15 protein-coding genes and 1 riboswitch are annotated in these 19951 nt (G+C 61.4%); of the genes, 5 read left to right on the forward strand and 10 right to left on the reverse strand.

From position 1 onward, the window contains the following. Nucleotides 1-46: 46 nt before the first annotated feature. Nucleotides 47-586 carry a citrate lyase holo-[acyl-carrier protein] synthase gene (gene citX / locus ACLH1U_RS13770; RefSeq protein WP_004204286.1) on the forward strand — a complete coding sequence of 180 codons (540 nt, stop codon included), beginning with the start codon at nucleotides 47-49 and terminating at the stop codon, nucleotides 584-586. Nucleotides 587-628: 42 nt separating this feature from the next. On the opposite strand, the gene rluA is transcribed toward citX, so the two are convergent. From rluA to araB, 6 genes are all read right to left on the reverse strand, one after another. Continuing rightward, the gene (rluA, locus tag ACLH1U_RS13775) at nucleotides 629-1288 is read right to left on the reverse strand and encodes a bifunctional tRNA pseudouridine(32) synthase/23S rRNA pseudouridine(746) synthase RluA (RefSeq protein ID WP_023291957.1); all 660 of its coding nucleotides are present in this window, start codon (nucleotides 1286-1288) and stop codon (nucleotides 629-631) included. 11 nt (nucleotides 1289-1299) lie between these two features. Then, the gene (rapA, locus tag ACLH1U_RS13780) at nucleotides 1300-4206 is read right to left on the reverse strand and encodes an RNA polymerase-associated protein RapA (RefSeq protein ID WP_032453828.1); all 2907 of its coding nucleotides are present in this window, start codon (nucleotides 4204-4206) and stop codon (nucleotides 1300-1302) included. Between the two features lie 187 nt (nucleotides 4207-4393). Continuing rightward, a complete protein-coding gene (gene polB / locus ACLH1U_RS13785; RefSeq protein WP_255894746.1) occupies nucleotides 4394-6751 on the reverse strand; it encodes a DNA polymerase II in 2358 nt (785 codons plus the stop codon). Nucleotides 6752-6927: 176 nt separating this feature from the next. Next, nucleotides 6928-7623: an L-ribulose-5-phosphate 4-epimerase gene (gene araD / locus ACLH1U_RS13790; RefSeq protein WP_017901201.1), complete on the reverse strand. Its 696-nt coding sequence runs from the start codon at nucleotides 7621-7623 to the stop codon at nucleotides 6928-6930. 137 nt (nucleotides 7624-7760) lie between these two features. After that, on the reverse strand, nucleotides 7761-9263 hold the full coding sequence (gene araA / locus ACLH1U_RS13795) for an L-arabinose isomerase (RefSeq protein WP_411299303.1): 1503 nt from the start codon (nucleotides 9261-9263) through the stop codon (nucleotides 7761-7763). A 10-nt stretch (nucleotides 9264-9273) separates the two neighbouring features. Beyond that, a complete protein-coding gene (gene araB / locus ACLH1U_RS13800; RefSeq protein WP_101862333.1) occupies nucleotides 9274-10983 on the reverse strand; it encodes a ribulokinase in 1710 nt (569 codons plus the stop codon). A 336-nt stretch (nucleotides 10984-11319) separates the two neighbouring features. On the opposite strand from araB, the gene araC reads away from it, so the two are divergent. Both araC and ACLH1U_RS13810 read left to right on the forward strand, forming a co-directional pair. Further along, nucleotides 11320-12165: an arabinose operon transcriptional regulator AraC gene (gene araC, locus ACLH1U_RS13805; RefSeq protein WP_004204301.1), complete on the forward strand. Its 846-nt coding sequence runs from the start codon at nucleotides 11320-11322 to the stop codon at nucleotides 12163-12165. A 128-nt stretch (nucleotides 12166-12293) separates the two neighbouring features. Beyond that, entirely contained in the window at nucleotides 12294-13061 is a 768-nt protein-coding gene (locus ACLH1U_RS13810; protein ID WP_101862334.1) for a DedA family protein, read from the forward strand. Here the strand turns inward: ACLH1U_RS13810 and thiQ are convergent. The 4 genes from thiQ to sgrR form a co-directional block, all read right to left on the reverse strand. Then, entirely contained in the window at nucleotides 13048-13749 is a 702-nt protein-coding gene (gene thiQ, locus ACLH1U_RS13815; protein WP_101862335.1) for a thiamine ABC transporter ATP-binding protein ThiQ, read from the reverse strand. The two genes, ACLH1U_RS13810 and thiQ, sit on opposite strands and share 14 nt — an antisense overlap. Further along, nucleotides 13733-15343: a thiamine/thiamine pyrophosphate ABC transporter permease ThiP gene (gene thiP, locus ACLH1U_RS13820; RefSeq protein ID WP_072422266.1), complete on the reverse strand. Its 1611-nt coding sequence runs from the start codon at nucleotides 15341-15343 to the stop codon at nucleotides 13733-13735. Before thiP ends, thiQ begins: the two co-directional genes overlap by 17 nt. Next, nucleotides 15319-16302 carry a thiamine ABC transporter substrate binding subunit gene (thiB, locus tag ACLH1U_RS13825; RefSeq protein WP_023291964.1) on the reverse strand — a complete coding sequence of 328 codons (984 nt, stop codon included), beginning with the start codon at nucleotides 16300-16302 and terminating at the stop codon, nucleotides 15319-15321. The genes thiP and thiB overlap by 25 nt, the downstream gene beginning before the upstream one ends. Nucleotides 16303-16334: 32 nt before the next feature. Then, a riboswitch (TPP riboswitch) is annotated at nucleotides 16335-16554 on the reverse strand. A gap of 37 nt (nucleotides 16555-16591) precedes the next feature. After that, entirely contained in the window at nucleotides 16592-18247 is a 1656-nt protein-coding gene (sgrR, locus tag ACLH1U_RS13830; RefSeq protein WP_044521013.1) for an HTH-type transcriptional regulator SgrR, read from the reverse strand. 87 nt (nucleotides 18248-18334) lie between these two features. Here sgrR and sgrT point away from each other — a divergent pair, with 87 nt between their 5' ends. Both sgrT and ACLH1U_RS13840 read left to right on the forward strand, forming a co-directional pair. Beyond that, a complete protein-coding gene (gene sgrT, locus ACLH1U_RS13835) occupies nucleotides 18335-18487 on the forward strand; it encodes a glucose uptake inhibitor SgrT (protein ID WP_004204309.1) in 153 nt (50 codons plus the stop codon). A gap of 277 nt (nucleotides 18488-18764) precedes the next feature. Beyond that, entirely contained in the window at nucleotides 18765-19949 is a 1185-nt protein-coding gene (locus tag ACLH1U_RS13840; protein WP_023291966.1) for a sugar efflux transporter, read from the forward strand. Nucleotides 19950-19951 lie beyond the last annotated feature (2 nt).

Consider the following 19951-nt stretch of genomic DNA (forward strand, 5'->3'; position numbering starts at 1 on the left):
GACAGTCCAGGCGCTGTCGCATTTATCATATGTAGGAGAGGAATTAATGTCAGTGGATACTCCCGCCCAGGCGGGCGTCAGCATCGACGCATTGCTGGCGGCGAAAGAGCAGCGTGCAGCCCGCCAGGCCGACTGGTTGGCCCATTATCAGCAGCCTGTTATTTCCCTGACCCTGGTGACGCCCGGGGCGGTGAAGGACAGCATTCGCTATCGCAACATGATGGGCGTAGCCCTCCAGGCCTGCGATCAACTGCTGTGGAAGCACCGCTGGCAAACGCTGGATCGTCAGGTGCTGTGGCTGCCGACCGGGCCTGAAGCGCTGTGGTGCGTGGCGCACCCGGCCAGCGAAATCAAAGCGATGTGCAGTACGCTGGAGCAGAGCCATCCGCTGGGACGCTTGTGGGATATCGATGTGATCTGTCCGCAGAGCGGGCAGGTGGGACGCCAGTCGCTGGGCGAGTCGCAGCGCCGCTGCCTGCTGTGCGATGAGCCGGCGCACGCCTGCGCGCGCAGTCGTCGTCACGACACCGATCTCGTCGTTGCCCGCGTTGAGCAGATGATTGACGCGTGGTTTGCCCGCGATTAACGGGTCAGTATTCCCCGGCGGCAAAGCGCTGCCGGGTAGGTCCTAAAAGTCGATCGGCGCGCGGAAGGTCATCGCGTTGCCGTAGGCGGGGTGGGTAATGGTTAGCGTCTCAGCGTGCAGCAGCAGGCGCGGGGCCATCGCCAGCGCCTCAGGCGTGGCGTAAAAGCGGTCGCCAAGGATCGGATGCCCCAGCGCCAGCATATGCACGCGCAGCTGGTGCGACCGTCCGGTAATCGGCTTCAGGCGCACGCGGGCGGTGTTATCTTCCGCGTACTCCAGCACCTCATACTCGGTCTGCGCCGCTTTGCCGGTTTCATAACACACCTTCTGCTTTGGCCGGTTCGGCCAGTCGCAAATCAGCGGTAAATCCACCAGGCCCTCCGCCGGCTGCGGATGGCCCCAGACGCGGGCGATGTACTGCTTCTTCGGCTCGCGCTCGCGGAACTGACGCTTCAGTTCGCGTTCCGCCGCCTTATTCAGCGCCACCACAATCACGCCGCTGGTGGCCATATCAAGGCGATGCACCGATTCGGCCTGCGGGAAGTCGCGCTGAATGCGCGTCATCACGCTGTCTTTATGTTCATCAAGACGACCCGGCACGGACAACAAGCCGCTCGGCTTGTTGACCACCATGATGTGCTCATCCTGATACAGGATCACCAGCCAGGGATCCTGCGGCGGATTGTAGTTTTCCATCGCCATTTTGCGTTCCGTTACTGGTGAGTGACGACGATCAGACGCAGCGCGTCCAGACGCCATCCGGCCTGTCCCAGCGCCTCCAGCACCTGCTGGCGGTTACTTTCAATCGCCGCCAGTTCGTCGTCACGGATGTTCGGGTTGACCGCCTTCAGCGCTTCCAGACGGGAGAGCTCCGCCGTCAGCTTATCGTCGGCTTCGCTACGCGCCGCGTCGATCAGCCCCTGCGCCGCCTTGGCGATCTGCGCTTCGCCCTGCTGCAGAATGGCGTGAACGTCCTGCTGCACCGCGTTGACCAGCTTGCTGCCGGTGTGGCGATTGACCGCGCTCAGCTGGCGGTTGAAGCTTTCAAACTCCACCTGGCCGGCGAGGTTGTTGCCGTTTTTATCCAGCAGCATGCGAACCGGGGTCGCCGGCAGGAAGCGGTTGAGCTGCAGCTGCTTCGGCGCCTGCGCTTCGACCACGTAGATCAGCTCCAGCAGCAGAGTGCCGACCGGCAGCGCCTTGTTCTTCAGCAGGGAAATGGTGCTGCTGCCGGTATCGCCGGAGAGGATCAGGTCGAGGCCGTTGCGGATCAGCGGGTGTTCCCAGGTGATGAACTGCGCGTCTTCACGGGACAGCGCCACGTCACGCTCGAAGGTGATGGTGCAGCCGTCCTCCGGCAGACCCGGGAAGTCCGGGACCAGCATATGGTCGGAAGGGGTGAGGACGATCAGGTTTTCGCCGCGGTCGTCCTGGTTGATGCCGACGATATCGAACAGGTTCATCGAGAAGGCGATCAGGCTGGTGTCGTCATCCTGCTCTTCGATGCTCTCCGCCAGGGCCTGGGCTTTTTCGCCGCCGTTGGAGTGGATCTCCAGCAGACGGTCGCGGCCCTGCTCCAGCTGCGCTTTCAGGGCGTCATGCTGCTGGCGGCAGGACTTGATCAGATCGTCAAAGCCGTCGGTGGATTCCGGCGCCGCAAGGTAGTTGATCAGCTCGTCATGGACGCTGTCGTAGACGGTCCGTCCGGTCGGGCAGGTATGTTCGAAGGCGTCGAGACCTTCGTGGTACCAGCGCACCAGCACCGACTGCGCGGTCTTTTCCAGGTACGGGACGTGGATCTGGATATCGTGCGCCTGGCCGATACGGTCGAGACGGCCGATACGCTGCTCCAGCAGATCCGGGTTAAACGGCAGATCGAACATCACCAGATTGCTGGCGAACTGGAAGTTACGTCCTTCGGAACCGATCTCAGAGCACAGCAGCACCTGGGCGCCGGTGTCTTCTTCGGCAAACCACGCCGCGGCGCGGTCGCGTTCGATAATCGACATTCCTTCATGGAACACGGCGGCGCGGATACCTTCGCGCTCGCGCAGCACCTGCTCCAGCTGCAGCGCGGTGGCGGCCTTGGCGCAGATCACCAGCACCTTCTGCGAACGGTGGCTGGTCAGATAGCCCATCAGCCACTCGACGCGCGGGTCGAAGTTCCACCAGGTGCCGGTATCGCCTTCAAATTCCTGATAGATCTGCTCCGGATAGAGCATGTCGCGCGCGCGCTCTTCCGCGGTTTTGCGGGCGCCCATGATGCCGGACACTTTGATGGCCGTCTGGTACTGGGTCGGCAGCGGCAGGCGAATGGTGTGCAGCTCGCGTTTCGGGAAACCTTTGACGCCGTTACGGGTGTTACGGAACAGCACGCGGCTGGTGCCGTGGCGGTCCATCAGCATCGAGACCAGCTCCTGGCGCGCGGCCTGGGCGTCTTCGCGATCGCTGTTGGCGGCCTGCAGCAGCGGCTCGATATCCTGCTCGCCGATCAGATCGCCGAGGGTATTGAGTTCGTTATCGCTCAGCTTGTTGCCCGCCAGCAGCAGGGCGACGGCATCGGCCACCGGACGGTAGTTCTGCTGTTCTTCGACAAACTGCGCGAAATCGTGGAAGCGGTTCGGATCCAGCAGGCGCAGGCGCGCAAAGTGGCTCTCCATCCCCAGCTGTTCCGGCGTCGCGGTCAGCAGCAGAATGCCCGGCACACGCTCGGCCAGCTGTTCAATGGCTTGATATTCGCGGCTCGGCGCCTCTTCGCTCCACACCAGGTGGTGCGCTTCATCGACCACCATCAGGTCCCACTCGGCGTCGCACAGATGCTCCAGACGCTGCTTGCTGCGGCGCACGAAGTCTAAAGAGCAGATCACCAGCTGTTCGGTTTCAAACGGGTTATAGGCGTCATGCTGCGCTTCGGCGTAGCGCTCGTCGTCAAACAGCGAGAAGCGCAGGTTGAAGCGGCGCAGCATCTCCACCAGCCACTGGTGCTGAAGGGTTTCCGGGACCACAATCAGTACGCGCTCGGCGGCGCCGGAGAGCAGCTGCTGGTGCAGGATCATCCCGGCTTCGATGGTTTTACCTAAGCCCACTTCATCGGCCAGCAGGACGCGCGGAGCGTGACGACGACCCACGTCGTGGGCGATGTTCAGCTGATGCGGGATCAGGCTGGTGCGCTGGCCGCGCAGGCCGCTCCAGGGCATGCGGTACTGCTCGCTCTGGAACTTGCGCGCGCGGTAGCGCAGGGCAAAGCGGTCCATGCGGTCGATTTGGCCGGCGAACAGGCGGTCCTGCGGCTTGCTGAACACCAGTTTGCTGTCGAGCAGCACTTCACGCAGGGTGACGTTCGCTTCCTGGGTATCGAGGCGGGTGCCGGTGTAGGACAGCAGCCCGTTCTCTTCATGCACTTTGTCAACGTGGAGCTGCCAGCCTTCGTGGCTGGTAATGGTGTCGCCCGGGTTAAACATCACGCGAGTGATCGGGGAATCGTTGCGTGAGTACAGACGGTTTTCGCCGATGGCGGGGAAGAGGAGAGTGACCATGCGCGCATCCAGCGCTACCACCGTCCCTAATCCTAGTTCGCTCTCTGTGTCGCTAATCCAGCGTTGACCAAGTGTAAAAGGCATATATGTTCGGCTCTTTAGTTCTTTAATTGCAGGCAATAGTTGATCATCCCCATGTACAACCGGAGATGCGTCAAAATTGGGGCCAGGAATGGAAAGGGCGCTATATTACTGGATGGCAGAACGTTCGTCACGTCCTCCTCACGGTTCATTTTCAGGCTTCTGCGCCCGCGGAATGGGTGTGAAAAAATCAAAATAGCCCCAGCTGTCCTGTCACTATTGTAGCAAAGTCGTCGTTGACGAAGGGCAGGATCCCTTCCGCCACCGGCTGCAGCTGCTTTGACAAATAGTGGTCGTAATCGAGCGGCGATTGTTGATAATCCACCGGTTCCGGGCCGCCGGTGGTCCAGACGTATTTGATGGTGCCGCGCTGCTGATACTGCTGCGCCCGACCCCGCTTCAGGTTGTGCTCATCGGCAAGCCTCGCGGCGCGCACATGAGGCGGCACGTTGCGCTGATACTCCGCCAGCGGCCGGCGCAGGCGTTTGCGATAAACCAGCTGCTCATCGAGCTCGCCGTTCATCAGCCTGGCGATAGTCTCCCGCACATAATCCTGATACGGCTGGTTGCGGAAGATGCGCAGGTACAGCTCCTGCTGAAACTGCTGGGCCAGCGGCGTCCAGTCGGTGCGCACCGTTTCCAGCCCTTTGAAAACCATGCGCTGGCCGTCGCCCTCCTGAATCATGCCGGCGTAACGCTTCTTGCTGCCGGTATCGGCGCCGCGGATCGTCGGCATCAGAAAACGGCAGAAGTGGGTTTCGTATTCCAGCTCCAGGGCGCTGGTAAGCTGGCTTTTGCCAAGCTCTTGCGCCCACCAGGCGTTGACATCGTTCACCAGCGTCCGGCCAATCTCCGCCGCCTGCGCTTCGCTGTGCGGGCGCTTAAGCCAGACGAAGGTGGAGTCGGTATCGCCGTAGATAACGTCATAGCCTTTGGCTTCAATTAACGCTTTGGTCTGACGCATGATCGCGTGGCCGCGCATGGTGATCGACGAGGCGAGACGCGGGTCGAAGAAGCGGCAGGCGCTGGTGCCCAGTACGCCGTAAAAGGCGTTCATGATGATCTTCAGCGCCTGGGAGAGCGGCTTATTGTGCCGGCGCTTGGCTTCATCGCGGCCATGCCAGATCTGGCTGACAATCCCCGGCAGGCAGTGCTTGTCTCGCGAGAAGCGGGCGCCGAGGAAGCCCTCAATGCTGTGCTGGTCATCGGGCTGCGCCAGGCCCTCCACCAGGCCGACCGGATCGATTAAAAAGGTGCGAATGATCGACGGATACAGGCTCTTGTAGTCCAGCACCAGCACCGAGTCATACAGGCCGGGGCGGGAGTCCATCACATAGCCGCCGGGGCTCGCCTGCGGCGGCACGTCGCCGAGGTTCGGCGCCACGTAGCCCAGGCGGTGCATGCGCGGAAAATAGAGGTGGCTGAAGGCGGCGACCGAGCCGCCGTGGCGATCGGCGGGCAGGCCGTTGACCGTCGCTCGTTCGAGCAGAAACGGCATGATCTCCGTTTTGTGGAAGATCCGCGTCACCAGCTCGCAGTCCTGCAGGTTATAGATGGCCAGCGCCGGTTTATCGTCATGGAAGCGGCGATCGATCTCGTCCATCCGATCCCACGGGTTGTCGATGGCTTTGCCTTCGCCCAACAGCTCGCGCGCTACCGCCTCCAGCGAAAAGGAGGAGAAATTCCAGAACGCCGATTTCAGCGCCTCGATACCGTCGATAATCAGCCGGCCGTTGGCCTGGGCGAAGAAGACGCCGTGCTTAAAGCCGTGCTCGCGCCACTCCAGCTCGCTGTTGCCGCGGCCGAGCCGCAGCGGGATACGATAGCGTTCAGCATGTTTTTGCAGGACGCGCAGATCGAACTGCACCACGTTCCAGCCGATCAGCACGTCGGGGTCGTGATCGGCAAACCAGGCGTTGAGCTTTTCCAGCAGCAGGGGGCGACTGGCGACGTAGACCAGATCGAAATCGACGTCTGGCGGCGTTTCCGGTTCGGGGCCCAGCATGTAGACCACCCGCTGACCGCAGCCTTCCAGGCCGATGCAGTACAGCTCGCCGTGACGGCTGGTTTCGATATCCAGCGACACCCATTTCAGCGGCGGGCGATAGTCAGGATGGGGTTTCATGCGCGCGTTGACCAGATGCGGGCCACGCGTTTCGCCTTCCACCCACACCGGGGCGGTAATAAAGCGCTCCATCAGGTAGCGCTCCGGCGGACGGATATCGCCCTCATAGAGGGTGACGCCGCTGTCGCGGAGCATCTTCTCCAGACGCATCAATTGACGATGGGCGCGGCAGTAGAGGCCGACCACCGGCTGGCGGTGGAAATCTTTCAGGGCCAGCGGGGCGAAGCGGAAGCCTTTCTCACCCTGCAGCAGTCGCTCAGCCTGCGCCCGCTGCGCGGCGGGGATAAAGGCGACGGACTCCTGCGGCGGCAGCGTGACCTGCAGCGGGCCGTCGTCGGTGGCCAGCCAGAAGGACAGCTCGGTGCCTTGCGGAGTGTCCCGCCAGTGACGGGTGAGTAAAAAACCTGCTCGTGGCTGGGTCACGGGTGCTCTCAACGATAAAAAACCAGGCCTGATTATAGCCTGGTTTCTCAGTGGGTGCTGGGGTTTTATACAGGTACTCGGCGCTAAGGTGGCGCCGGATTTCGGCTTGCGCGCTTATCCGGGCTACCCGACGCGGCAGAGCCGTAGCCCTGCCAGGCGCAGCGCGAGCAGGGTGATTATTGGCCGTAGTAGGCTTTAGCCCCGTGCTTACGCAGATAGTGTTTATCCAGCAGGGTCTGCTGCATATCCGGCAGCTGCGGCGCCAGCTGGCGGCAGAAGATGCCCATATACGCGATCTCTTCCAGCACGATGGCGTTATGCACCGCGTCTTCGGCGTTTTTACCCCATGCGAACGGGCCGTGGGAATGAACCAGCACGCCGGGCATCTGCGCCGGGTCGATCTCGCGCTGGCGGAAGGTTTCAACAATCACCTTGCCGGTTTCCCATTCGTATTCGCCATTGATCTCCGCATCGGTCATCAGCCGGGTGCAGGGCACTGGACCATAGAAATAGTCGGCGTGGGTGGTGCCGGTCGCCGGAATAGCTTGCCCGGCCTGCGCCCAGATGGTGGCGTGGCGCGAATGGGTATGCACAATGCCGCCCAGCGTCGGGAAAGCCTGATACAACAGGCGATGGGTCGGGGTATCCGACGAGGGCTTCTTCTTACCCTCCACCACTTCGCCGCTCTCCAGACTGACCACCACCATATCGTCGGCGGTCATTACGCGATAATCCACGCCGGAGGGTTTGATAACCAGAACGCCCTGGTCGCGGTCGACGGCGCTGACGTTGCCCCAGGTTAAGGTCACCAGATTATGCTGCGGCAGCGCTAAGTTGGCTTCCAGAACCTGGCGTTTAAGATCTTCTAACATAGTGTGCTCCGAATAGCAGGCGAGTCGGGTATCCCTCACCCCGGCCCTCTCCCGGCGGGAGAGGGAGGAAGGCGGCATCGCGCCCGGCCGGTACCCTCTCCCCGGCGGGGAAAGGGATAGGGTGAGGGGACGACCTTTTAGCGTTTTGAACCGTAATAGACTTCATTCCAGCGCAGCGCGTCTTTGAAGGCCGGCAGACGGGTATCGTTGTCGATGACGGTCAGCTCGATATCATTCAGCTCGGCGAACTGGCGCATATCGTCGAGGTTCAGCGCATGGCTGAAGACGGTATGGTGCGCGCCGCCGGCGATGATCCAGGCTTCCGAAGCGGTACGCAGATCCGGCTGCGCTTTCCACAGGGCGTTGGCCACCGGCAGCTTCGGCAGATCGTGCGGCGTCGGGACGGTTTCAATGGTGTTGACCAGCAGACGGAAGCGGTCTCCCAGGTCGATCAGGCTGGCGACAATCGCCGGGCCGGTCTGGGTATTGAAGATCAGGCGCGCCGGATCCGCTTTGCCGCCGATGCCCAGCGGCTGGACGTCGAGGATCGTTTTCTCGGCGGTGGCGATCGTCGGGCACACTTCCAGCATGTGCGAGCCGAGCACCAGATCGTTGCCATTGTCGAAGTGGTAGGTGTAATCCTCCATAAAGGAGGTGCCGCCCTGCAGACCAGTTGACATCACCTTCATGATGCGAAGCAGAGCGGCGGTTTTCCAGTCGCCCTCGCCGGCAAAGCCGTAGCCCTGCTGCATCAGGCGCTGTACGGCGAGACCCGGGAGCTGTTTCAGGCCGTGGAGATCTTCAAAGGTGGTGGTAAAGGCGTGGAAACCGCCCTGTTCGAGGAAGCGTTTCATCCCCAGCTCAATGCGCGCGGCGTCCAGCACGTTCTGGCGCTTGTCGCCGTGAACCTGCGCCGCCGGGGTCAGACGGTAGCTGCTCTCGTATTCATCGACCAGCGCGCTGATATCGCCGTCGCTGACGCTGTTGACCACCTGCACCAGATCGCCGACCGCCCAGGTGTTCACTGAGAAGCCAAACTTGATCTGCGCCGCGACTTTATCGCCGTCGGTCACCGCCACTTCACGCATGTTATCGCCGAAACGGCACACTTTCAGATGACGGGTATCCTGTCTGGAGACCGCCTGGCGCATCCAGCCGCCGATGCGCTGGTGGGCCTCTTTATCCTGCCAGTGGCCGGTCACCACGCTGTGCTGCTGGCGCATACGGGCACCGATGAAGCCGAACTCGCGGCCGCCGTGCGCGGTCTGGTTCAGGTTCATAAAGTCCATATCGATGCTGTCCCACGGCAGCGCGGCATTGTACTGCGTATGGAACTGCAGCAGCGGCTTGTTGAGGATGGTCAGGCCGTTGATCCACATTTTTGCCGGCGAGAAGGTATGCAGCCAGACCACTAACCCGGCGCATTTGTCATCGTAGTTGGCGTCGCGGCAGATATGGGTGATCTCGTCCGGGGTAGTGCCCAGCGGCTTGAGGACCAGTTTGCACGGCAGTTTGGCTTCCGCATTCAGGCTGTTCACCACATGTTCGGCATGCTTCGTCACCTGGCGCAGGGCTTCCGGGCCGTAGAGATGTTGGCTGCCAATAACGAACCATACTTCATAGTTATCAAAAATCGTCATTTTCGTATCCTTAATGGGTGAGCGCTGCCTGAGATTGCGGGGCTTTTTCCGCCTTTGCAGCCGAAGGGAGATAGTGTTGTTCGGCGCTGACCGACCACTGCTGGTAGCGCTGATAGAGTTGTTCGAAACGTTGCGCCTGCGCCGGGCGTGGCTGCAGGGTGGTTTCCACCTGGCTTGCCATCCGCTGCTGGGCGGCGGGAATATCGTCATAGACGCCGGCGGCGACGGCGGCGAAGATAGCCGCCCCCAGCGCACAGCACTGATCGGAGGCGACAATCTGCAGCGGGCGGTTCAGCACGTCGCAGCAGGCCTGCATGATGACCTGGTTTTTCCGTGCGATACCGCCGAGGGCCATGACGTTGTTAACCGGGATCCCCTGCTCGGTGAAGCACTCCATAATGGCGCGGGCACCGAAGGCGGTGGCGGCGATCAGTCCGCCGAATAGCGCCGGCGCGTCGGTGGCCAGGTTAAGGTCGGTGATCACCCCTTTCAGGCGCTGGTTGGCATTCGGCGTGCGGCGGCCGTTGAACCAGTCCAGCACTACCGGCAGATGATCGAGCGATGGGTTACTGGCCCAGGCTTCGGTGAGCGCCGGCAGTAACTGTTTTTGGCTGGCTTTGATTTGTTCGCGCAATTCCGGATGCTGCTGGGCCAGCTGTTCCAGCGGCCAGCCGAGGATGCGCCCAAACCAGGCGTAAATATCGCCGAAGGCGGACTGGCCTGCCTCCATACCGATAAAGTGCGGGACCACGCTGCCGTCGACCTGGCCGCAGATGCCTTTGACCGTGCGGTCGCCGACGCTCTCTTTATCGGCAATCAGAATGTCGCAGGTGGAGGTACCGATGACTTTCACCAGCGCGTTAGGCTGCGCGCCGGCGCCAACGGCGCCCATATGGCAGTCGAAGGCGCCGCCGGAGATGGCCACGGTCTGCGACAGACCCAGGCGCTGGGCCCACTCTGCGCTTAGCGTGCCGACCGGCACATCGGCCGTCCAGGTATCGGTGAACAGCGGCCAGGCCAGATGCTGGTTAATGATGGGATCAAGCTCATCGAAGAAGCTGGCCGGCGGCAGACCGCCCCAGCTCTCATGCCACAGCGATTTATGCCCGGCGCTGCAGCGGCCGCGGCGCAGATCCTGCGGACGCGTAGTGCCGGAGAGCAGGGCGGGCACCCAGTCGCAAAGCTCCACCCACGAGGCGGCTGCCTGGGCGACGGCGCTATCTTCCCGGGTGACGTGGAGGATTTTGGCCCAGAACCATTCGCTGGAGTAGATCCCGCCGATATAGCGCGAGTAATCCTCTTTGCCCGGCTGGTGGCACAGGCGGGTAATCGCCTCGGCTTCCTCGACCGCGGTGTGATCCTTCCACAGGACAAACATGGCGTTAGGGTTGTCAGCGAATTCTTCGCGCAGCGCCAGCACGTTGCCTTCGGCATCAACGGGAGCCGGGGTTGAGCCGGTGCTGTCGACGCCAATGCCCACGACGTCGGCGCGCTGTTCGGCGCTCAGGGAGGCAAGTACGCTTTTCAGCGCCGCTTCCATGGACTCGATGTAATCTCGCGGGTGGTGGCGGAAGCGGTTGTTCGCGCCATCGCAATACTGTCCTTCCCGCCAGCGCGGATACCACTCCACGCTTGCCGCCAGTTCTGCGCCGGACGCGCATTCCACCGCCAGGGCGCGGACTGAGTCACTACCAAAGTCGAGGCCAATCGCAATTGCCATCTTGTTACTCCATGCAGAAATCATTCATGCAGCAACAGTAGATATCCCCGGCAAAATCCGTCAGGCCGGATTCGCTAATCTTATGGATTATTTTGCTGTCACCTCGCAAAGTGTGACGCCGTGCAAATATTCGATGTGGACTTTCCTGCCGTATTTATAGACACTTTTGTTACCCGGCATATCCCGGTGGAATGCACGCTGCTGGCGCTTTTTTCGCTTGCTGTGCGGCTTTTTAGCGAAATTTCCACCGCCGTCGCAGTCGTGACAGGGCCGAGAGCGATAAAATGATGAATATGGACAATTGGTGTCACTAATACCTTCGGGAGAACCACGCGTATGGCCGAAACGCAAAACGATCCGCTGCTGCCGGGCTACTCTTTTAACGCTCATCTGGTCACCGGCCTGACGCCGATTGAGGCGCAGGGATACCTGGATTTCTTTATCGACCGCCCGCTGGGTATGAAAGGCTATATCCTCAACCTGACGATCCGCGGCGAGGGGGTAATCAACAACCACGGCGAGCAGTTTGTCTGCCGGCCGGGCGATATGCTGCTGTTCCCGCCGGGGGAGATCCATCATTACGGCCGCCATCCCGACGCCAGCGAGTGGTATCACCAGTGGGTCTACTTCCGCCCGCGCGCCTACTGGCACGAGTGGCTCAACTGGCCGACGATCTTCGCCCAGACCGGCTTTTTCCGTCCGGACGAGCAGTGGCAGGCGCGCTTTGGCGAGCTGTTCGGCCAGATCGTCGATGCCGGGCAAGGGGCGGGGCGCTATTCCGAACTGCTGGCGATTAATCTGCTGGAACAGCTCCTGCTGCGGCGGATGGAGGCGATCAACGAATCGCTGCATCCGCCGCTGGATAACCGGGTGCGCGACGCCTGCCAGTACATCAGCGACCATCTGGCGGACAGCCATTTTGATATCGCCAGCGTCGCCCAGCACGTCTGCCTGTCGCCCTCGCGCCTGTCGCACCTGTTTCGCCAGCAGCTGGGGATCAGCGTCCTCGGCTGGCGGGAGGACCAGCGTATCAGCCAGGCCAAACTGTTGCTGAGCACCACGCGGATGCCGATCGCCACCGTCGGGCGCAACGTCGGCTTTGAAGATCAGCTCTATTTTTCCCGCGTGTTCAAAAAATGCACCGGCGCCAGCCCGAGCGAATTCCGCGCGGGATGTGAATAAAAAGTAAAGAAAGTGAAATGATGACCCGCTTAAATGTCACAGCCAGTAAACTATTAAGACAATTGGTGGCTTGACGACGGCGCGATGGCTTCGGAGAATCCGGGCTTCGTTTTTTAACCGGGTACATTATGCAAGCATTGCTCGAACACTTTATTACCCAATCCACGGTCTACTCGCTGTTAGCCGTGATGCTGGTGGCCTTTCTCGAGTCGCTGGCGCTGGTGGGGCTTATCTTACCCGGAACGGTGATGATGGCCGGCCTTGGGGCGCTGATTGGCGGCGGTGAGGTTAACTTCTGGCAGGCGTGGCTGGCGGGGAGCGTGGGCTGTCTGCTGGGCGACTGGATCTCATTCTGGCTCGGATGGCGCTTTAAAAAGCCGCTGCACCGCTGGTCGTTCATGAAGAAAAACCGCGCCCTGCTGGAGAAAACCGAGCATGCGCTGCACCAGCACAGCATGATCACCATCCTGATTGGCCGCTTTGTCGGGCCGACGCGTCCGCTGGTGCCGATGGTCGCCGGGATGCTCGACCTGCCGGTGGCCAAATTCGTGCTACCAAATATTATCGGCTGCCTGCTCTGGCCGCCGCTCTATTTCCTGCCTGGCATTCTCGCCGGGGCGGCGATTGATATTCCGGCCGATGAAAACAGCGCCAGCTTTAAATGGCTGCTGCTGGGGGCGGCGCTGCTCGCCTGGCTGGCAGGGTGGCTGTGCTGGCGGCTGTGGCGGAGCGCGAAAACGTCTGGCGATCGGCTGACCCGCTGGCTGCCGCGCGGGCGTCTGCTGTGGCTGGCGCCGCTTATGGTCGCGCTGGCGGCAACGGCGTTAACGTTTGTCTTCCGCCATCCGCTGATGCCGGTCTATCTGGCGATCCTGCACAAGGTTATTGCGCGCTGATCCCCATCAGATAAGAGGCGCTGCTGTGGCCGCTTAACAGCTCGGCGGTAGCGCCATCCCAGACAATGCGCCCTTCGGCGACCACAATCGAGCGCGGCGCAATGCGCGCGGCATCTTCCACGCTGTGCGAGACCATCAGCAGGGTGAGCTGCTGCTGCTCGCAGACATCAGCCACCAGCGCCAGCATCTCCTGGCGCAGCGCCGGGTCGAGCGCTGAGAAGGGTTCATCCAGCAGCAGCACCGGCTGCTGGCGCACCAGACAGCGGGCCAGCGCCGCGCGCTGCCGTTGACCGCCGGAGAGCTCTCCCGGCAGGCGTTCAAGCAGGTCATCAATTCCCATCTGGGCGGCAATCGCCACGACTTTCTGCTGCTGTTCGCGGCTCAGTTTCAGGCCAGGGTGGATCCCGAGACTGATATTCTGCCGAATGGTCAGATGGTTAAACAGGTTATTCTCCTGGAACAGCATCGAAACCGGACGCTGCGCCGGCGGCGTCGCGTGATGCGTCTCGCCGTTAATCTGCAGGCTGCCGCTGGCGGGCGGCAGAAAACCGGCGATCAGATTCAGCAGGGTGCTCTTTCCGGCGCCGCTGGGGCCGAGCACCGCGATGCGCTCGCCGCGCGCGACGTCGAGAGTAAAGCGCATCGGCAGATGCTGGTACAGCCAGGTCACATCATTGAGTTTTAGCATCACGCCCCGGAAGTTTTTCAATCAGCGTAAATAATAAGAAACAGAGCAGCAGCAGAAGCAGGGCGGTGACGGCGCCGTCCTGGCTGCGGTAGGCGCCTATCTGCTGGTACAGATAGAAAGGCAGGGTGCGGAACGCCTCGTTGCCGAACAGCGCCACCACGCCGAAGTCGCCAATCGACAGCACGCAGGCGAAGGCTAACGCCTGGGCCAGCGGGCGCCGGAGCGCGCGAAGTTCGATGACCCGCAGCCGCGCCAGGCCTTCGATCCCCAGCGACTGGCAGAGCATGCTGTAGCGGACGGCAATGTCGCGCATCGGGTTTTCCAGCACTTTAAGCGCGTAGGGGATCGCCATCAGAGCATTGGTAAAGATGACGATGCCGTCGGCGGACTCCGGCAGACCGATGCTGTTATTGAGCAGCAGGAAGAAGCCGGTAGCCAGCACGATGCCCGGCATGGCAAGGATCAGCATGCCGCTCAGCTCCATCGCCTGCCCGGCCAGCGGCCGCTGACGGGCGCGCAGCTCGCGACTGCTCCATAGCAGCATCATCGTCAGGGTCACGCTCAACAGCCCGGCGGCAATGGCGATGCGCAGGGAAGTCGTCAATGCCTGCCAGAGTGCGGGCTGCGCCAGCACGTCCAGCATGTTGCGGTTGATCCCGTCGACGATGACCGCCAGCAACGGCGGCAGCAGAAGCAGCAGGGCGGCGCCGATCAGCAACCCATCGCTCAGCCGGCTATGCAGGCGATCGTCAGGGTCGCGCCAGCCGCGGACATGGCTGACGCCGATAGCCACCGCTTTACTGAGACGCTGGCTGAGCAGCACCAGCCCGAGGCAGCAGAGCATCTGGATCAACGCCAGCATCGCCGCTCGCGCCGGATCGTAGTCAAAGCTCAGCGCCTGGTAGATAGCCAGCTCAATGGTGGTGGCCTTCGGGCCGCCGCCCAGCGACAGCACGGTGGCGAAGCTGGCAAAGCAGAGCATAAAAATCAGCGCGGCGACGGCGGGAATGTGCCGGCGCATCCATGGCCATTCGACGAGGCGGAAGAAGGCATAGCCGCGCATGCCAAGCTGGGCGGCAATTTGCCGCTGCTCGCCGGGAATGTTCTCCAGCGCCTGCAGCAGCAGGCGGGTGGCCATCGGCATATTGAAAAAGACGTGCGCCAGCAGGATGCCCTGCAGGCCGTAAGGCGAGAAATCCCACTGCCAGCCGAAAGCGTGAAACAGCGAGGCCAGCCAGCCCTGGCGGCCATAGACGCTGAGGATGCCGAACACCGCCACCAGCACCGGCAGGATCAGGGTCATCGCGCACAGGCGCAGCAGCAGGGTGCGGCCGGGAAAGCGACGCCGATAAAGCGCGCGGGCGAGAAAGACGGCCGGGCCCACCGAAAGCAGCGCTGAGAGCGACGCCTGCCAGAAGGAGAAGCGTACCACGTGCCAGAGGTAGCTATCGCTGAAAACCGTCTGCCAGCCCGCGCCGGGCGCGCTGAACCACAGCGCCAGAAACGCCGCCAGCGCGACGGCGCAGAGCAGCGTGGCGGCGAACAGGCCCGGCAGCAGCCCGCTAAGGTTTAGCGGCTGACGGCGCGTTGCCATGCGCTAATCCAGGTCTGACGCTCGCTGGCGACCTGCTGCGGGGTAAACGTCAGCGTGGTCTGCGGCTTCACCAGGGTTGCAAAACCGGCCGGCAGCGCGACCTGGGTCACCGGATACATCCAGTTGCCGGTGGGGATGGCGTTCTGGAAGCCAGGAGATACCATGAATTTGAGGAATTTCTCCGCCAGTTCCGGCTGCTTGCTGGCGGCGGTGCGGGCGGCAACTTCGACCTGCAGATAGTGGCCTTCGGCGAAGTTCGCCGCCGCATAGTGGTCTTTTTTCTCTTCAATAATGTGGTAGGCCGGCGAGGTGGTGTAGCTCAACACCAGGTCGCTTTCGCCTTTCAGGAACAGACCGTAGGCTTCGCTCCAGCCCTTGGTGACGGTAACGGTCTTCGCCGCCAGCTTCTGCCAGGCCTCGGGCGCTTTATCGCCATAGACTTTTTGCATCCATAGCAGCAGCCCCAGCCCCGGGGTGCTGGTGCGCGGATCTTCATAGATGACGCGCCACTTCTGCGGGCTCTCGACCAACTCTTTCAGGCTTTTCGGCGGATTGGCCAGTTTGTTTTTATCATAGACAAAGGCGAAATAGCCGTAATCGTAGGGGACAAAGGTGTCGTTATCCCAGCCGCCCGGCACGCTGACCGCGCTGGCGGGAACGTGGCTTTTAGCGAACAGCTGACTCTGCGCCGCGGCTTCCAGCAGGTTGTTATCCAGGCCCAGCACGACGTCAGCCTTGCTGTTCTTGCCTTCCATGCGCAGACGATTCAGCAGCGAAACGCCATCTTCCAGCGCGACGAACTTCAGCTCGCAGCCGCAGTCCGCTTCAAACGCTTTTTTGACCGCCGGGCCGGGGCCCCAGTCGGCAGAGAAGGAGTCATAGGTATAGACGGTGAGGACAGGCTTAGCCAGAGCGGGCATGGCGACCAGCGCCAGCAGCGGGAGTAATTTTTTCAACACTTTGCACCTCAGAAAAAAGGGGTGGCAAAGGATTTTGAGTGAGCCTCAAATCCCTTCGCCGGCGTTATCCGGATCAGGTTCGACGGGTATTTTCTCAGCCCATACGCTTCATCCTTCAAGCCGCATCTGCGTTAGCTTCGCGCGTTCACCCCAGTCACATAGTTATCTATGCTCCAGGGGATTCACCCGCTTGCTGCCTTGATGCAACTTGAATGATATTGCGTATGTTTATTAGCACCCCGTTGAGAACGGCCTTAGTGTAATGATTTTGTCAGATGACGGAAAGCGCTTACGGCTCCGGCGGCGCAAACCATGCGGATTTAAAATCGAACCAGCCGAGGGTGTTCATCCGCACGCCGCGCATACTGCGCTGCCCCTGAATCATCAGCCAGTGATGGATCAGCGGCACGATATGCTGGCTGGCCAGCAGGCGCTGACTCCAGGTAGCCGGATTAAACTCTCCCGCGCGCCAGCGGCTGGCGTCTTCCTGCCAGTCGATGGGGATGCAGCGCTGAATCAGCGGGACTTCGTACAGATAGGCGAATAGCGAGAATTCGATTGGCAAGGTGAAGTTAACGCTGTTGAGCCAGATATCGCTGACCACCTCGCCGCGATGCCAGGCATCGTACTCCAGCTCCTGGATCTCCAGCTTCACCTGATGCGCCGCCAGCAGGTCGCGCATGATCCCGCCGATCACCCGATGTTCGACGTGATCGCGGTAGTAGGTGAGGGTGACCGTCTCCAGGCCCGCCGGCTTGTCGCAGGCGTGGTTGCTGGCGTGATGCCAGCGCGGCAGCAGGCCGTAGGCGGGAAACCAGTTGCCCTGGTAAAGCTCGCCCGCGTGGTAGAGCAGGTTCGCGGGCTGAAACAGATAGCTTAACCAGCGGCGCACCGCCTCGTTGGCGCCCAGCGGGCTTCGCGAGTCGAACAGCAGGTAGTAGCACCCCTCTTCCAGACGACTCTCCACCGCCTTTTCGCTTTCGGTATTGCCCTGCAGCGTCAGGCCGCCGTTGGGCTCTTCGCTAATTTCCGGTAGCACCCAGACGTTCACCTCATCGATCAGCGCCCGGTAGCCAAAATAGTCCTCAAAGGCGTGGATCTTGAGCTGGTTCTGATTGTTGCGCACCACCGCATACGGGCCGGTGCCGACCGGCATCGAAGAAAAGTGGTTCATGGTCCGCCACTCCTGCGGCAGCACCATCGCCGGCACCTGGCCCAGCAGCCAGGGCAGCCAGCGGTCGGGCTGGCGCAGATGAATATCCAGGGTCCAGGCGGTGGGCGACTCAATGCGTTCGATATGCGAATAGAGCGGCAGGGCATTGCTGCGCTGCAGAGAAGCGATCACATCGGTCATCTCCAGCTCACGGCCATGGTGAAAATGGATGCCTGGCCGGAGGAAAAAGCGCCAGTGGGTGGGCGTCAACTGCTGCCAGTGGTGGGCAATATCGGCTTCCAGTTCCCCATTTTCCTCATTTACCCGCGTCAGAGCGCTGAATATTTGCCGGGCGATATGGGTTTCCGAACGCCGCAGCGCGCTGCCGGGCAGTAAATTCTTCATTGGCCGGTAGTAGAGCACGCGCAGGATGTGCCGCCCCTGGCGGAAGCTGCGCCCGAGATGCGAGACCAGCATCTGACGGACGGCGGCTTTATCGCCGACCAGCTGCACCAGCTGATCGATGCGATCCTGTTCAAGCAGATCTTCGGCACGCTGCTGCTGCAGGGCGAGGCCGGTATAGAGAAAGGTCAGCCGCGAGCGTTTTCCGCGGCCAGCCTCCGCCTCCCAGGTCAGCCAGCCGCGGGACTCCATCATATTGAGCAAGGTGCGCATGTGGCGGCGCGAGCAGCTCAGCATTTCCGCCAGCTCGTTGAGGGTGGTCTCCTGCGACTTGCCGTCGCAGCACTGCCATAGACGGATGAACTGTTGTTGCAGACGGCCGGAAGACATAAAAGGGGAACTCCTGCGCAAAACTCAGCAATTTATTACTCCCCATATTAAGCCAATAATGAATCCCGATGAAGCGAGGAGGTGAATATGATGAGGTCTACCGCAAAATCGTTCTACCAGCGCTACTTTTCTGCGACGCAGGAAGCGTCCTGGCTGGCCCGCCTGATGGCAGGACGACAGCAGGAAATTCTGGGTGAACTGATGCAGTGGGGAGTGACGTCAAAGACCTCGGATCATTGACTTGCAGACATCATGTGTGACTGAGTATTGGTGTTATACTCGTCGTTTTTCAAGCTGCAGGTGCGCGCGCTCGCCCGGGTCTATCGCTGTCGATACTCCCAGAGCCCTATGTTCTGGCCGCGTGAATCGCCCCTACGGGACTCACCCTTTCGGAGCCAGCGCAAAAACGGTTAACCGTTTGTCCTGCAACGTGAATTCCACAGAGTATAGAATCACCCGCCAGCAGAAAGCCTCTGCTGGCTTTTTTCGTTTACTTCGCGTGTGTTAAGGACATTTCATGCTGTGGTTGATGACGATGGGACGACGGCTAAACGGCGTCTATGCCGCCTTTATGCTGGTTGCTTTTATGATGGGCGTGGCGGGCGCATTGCAGGCGCCGACGTTGAGTTTGTTTCTCAGCCGCGAAGTGGGGGCGCAGCCGTTCTGGGTGGGCCTGTTCTACACCGTGAATGCGATAGCCGGGATCCTGGTGAGTCTGGCGCTGGCCAAGCGCTCCGATAGCCGCGGCGACCGGCGGCGGTTAATTATGTTCTGCTGCCTGATGGCGGTAGGCAATGCGCTGCTGTTTGCCTTCAACCGCCACTATCTGACGCTGATCACCTGCGGGGTGATGCTGGCATCCATCGCTAACGCCGCCATGCCGCAGCTCTTTGCCCTGGCGCGGGAGTATGCCGACAGCTCGGCGCGGGAAGTGGTGATGTTCAGCTCGGTCATGCGTGCCCAGCTGTCCCTGGCGTGGGTGATTGGCCCGCCGCTGGCCTTTATGCTGGCGCTCAACTATGGCTTTACCACCATGTTCTCCATTGCGGCGGGCATCTTTGTGATCAGCCTGGCGCTGATTGCCGTCAAACTACCCTCAGTTCCGCGCGTGGAGCAGCCCTCGGAAGAGGCGGAGGCGCTGGCGCAGGCCGGCGGCTGGCAGGACAAGAACGTACGCATGTTGTTTATCGCCTCCACCCTGATGTGGACCTGCAACACCATGTATATCATTGATATGCCGCTGTGGATCAGCAGCGATCTCGGGCTTCCCGACAGCCTGGCCGGGATCCTGATGGGCACCGCCGCCGGGCTGGAGATTCCGGCGATGATCCTCGCCGGCTACTACGTGAAGCGCTTTGGTAAACGTAAAATGATGGTGGCGGCGGTGGCGGCCGGTGTGCTGTTTTATCTGGGGCTGATCCTGTTTCATGGCCGTACGGCGCTGCTGGCCCTGCAGCTGTTCAACGCCATCTTTATCGGCATTATCGCCGGGATCGGCATGCTGTGGTTCCAGGATTTAATGCCGGGGCGCGCGGGGGCGGCGACCACCCTCTTTACCAACAGTATTTCCACTGGCGTGATCCTGGCCGGCGTGATGCAGGGGGCGCTGTCGCAGAGCTATGGCCACGCCAGCGTCTACTGGACGATCGCCGCGATTTCGCTGGTGACGCTGTTTTTAACCAGCAAGGTAAAGGATATCTGACC

The sequence above is a fragment of the Klebsiella sp. 1SOBk5mer genome (genome assembly GCF_046603115.1).
Lineage (GTDB): Bacteria > Pseudomonadota > Gammaproteobacteria > Enterobacterales > Enterobacteriaceae > Klebsiella > Klebsiella quasipneumoniae.